This is a genomic window from Pseudomonas sp. IPO3749, assembly GCF_013386605.1.
Lineage (GTDB): Bacteria > Pseudomonadota > Gammaproteobacteria > Pseudomonadales > Pseudomonadaceae > Aquipseudomonas > Aquipseudomonas azotoformans_A.
In genome coordinates this window covers 1-965 of record NZ_JACARN010000117.1, presented here as the reverse complement: position 1 = coordinate 965, position 965 = coordinate 1, and the positions used below count along the sequence as shown (strand labels likewise).

General features: G+C 63.5%; 1 protein-coding gene. It reads right to left on the bottom strand.

All coding sequences use genetic code 11. The features are described from left to right. Positions 1-37: 37 nt before the first annotated feature. Positions 38-943, bottom strand: coding sequence for a sugar kinase (locus HX812_RS30465; RefSeq protein ID WP_038841796.1), 906 nt, complete (start codon positions 941-943; stop codon positions 38-40). Positions 944-965 lie beyond the last annotated feature (22 nt).

Below are 965 nucleotides of genomic sequence, written 5' to 3'. Positions count from 1 at the left end.
GAGCCGGGCTTGCCCGCGATCCGCCGCAGGCGGCCATTCACTTTGGTATCAATGCCCCTGGAACCTGGATGACCCGACTAGCCAGCCGATGGCCAGCCAAAGCGGCTTCCTCTGGCGAACCGCCCTTCAGCCGCCCCGCCAAATACGCCGCACTGAACGAATCCCCCGCCGCTGTCGTGTCCACCACCTTTTCCACCTTCAGCGCCGGCACACCAAAACGCTCGCCCTTGCAACGGATCAGACATTCCTCCGCCCCACGCTTGAGCACCACTTCTTCAATCCCAGGATACGCCGCGAACACCTGCTCGCTGTCGGCATAACCAAACAACGCACGCTCGTCGTCCTCGGTCAGCAAGGCGATATCCACCTCGGCCAACACACGGTGATACGCCGCGCGCGCCGCTTCAACACTGGCCCACAGACGCGGCCGATAGTTGTTGTCGAACACCACCTTGCCCCCTCGCCGACGGGTTTCGACCAGGGTTTGCAGCAAACGCTCACGGCCGATATCACCCAGTACCGCCAGGGTGATTCCGCTGAAATACACCACGTCGTAGTCCGGCAACGCGGCCAGGATCGGCTCGGCGGCGGGCGTGGTGAAACAGTCACGCACGGCCGCTTCGTTGCGCCAGTAGAGGAATTTGCGTTCGCCATTGGCGTCGGTCTGGATGCAGTACAAACCCGGCAAACGTCCGGGCAGGCGCTGGACCCTTTCCAGGCCCAGGCCTTCCTGCGTCCATTGCTGGCACATGGCATCGCTGAAGCTGTCATCGCCCAGGGCGGTGACGTAGTCGACGCTGCCCGTTTCGCCCAGCTCGCGGCGCAGGTATACCGCCGCATTTAAGGTGTCGCCGCCAAAGCTCTGGTGCAGGCTGCCGTCGGCGCGGTGTTGCAGTTCGATCATGCATTCGCCGATCAGGGCGATGCGGGGTTGGGTGGGCATGGCGATTGTCTCGGTTGGGGCT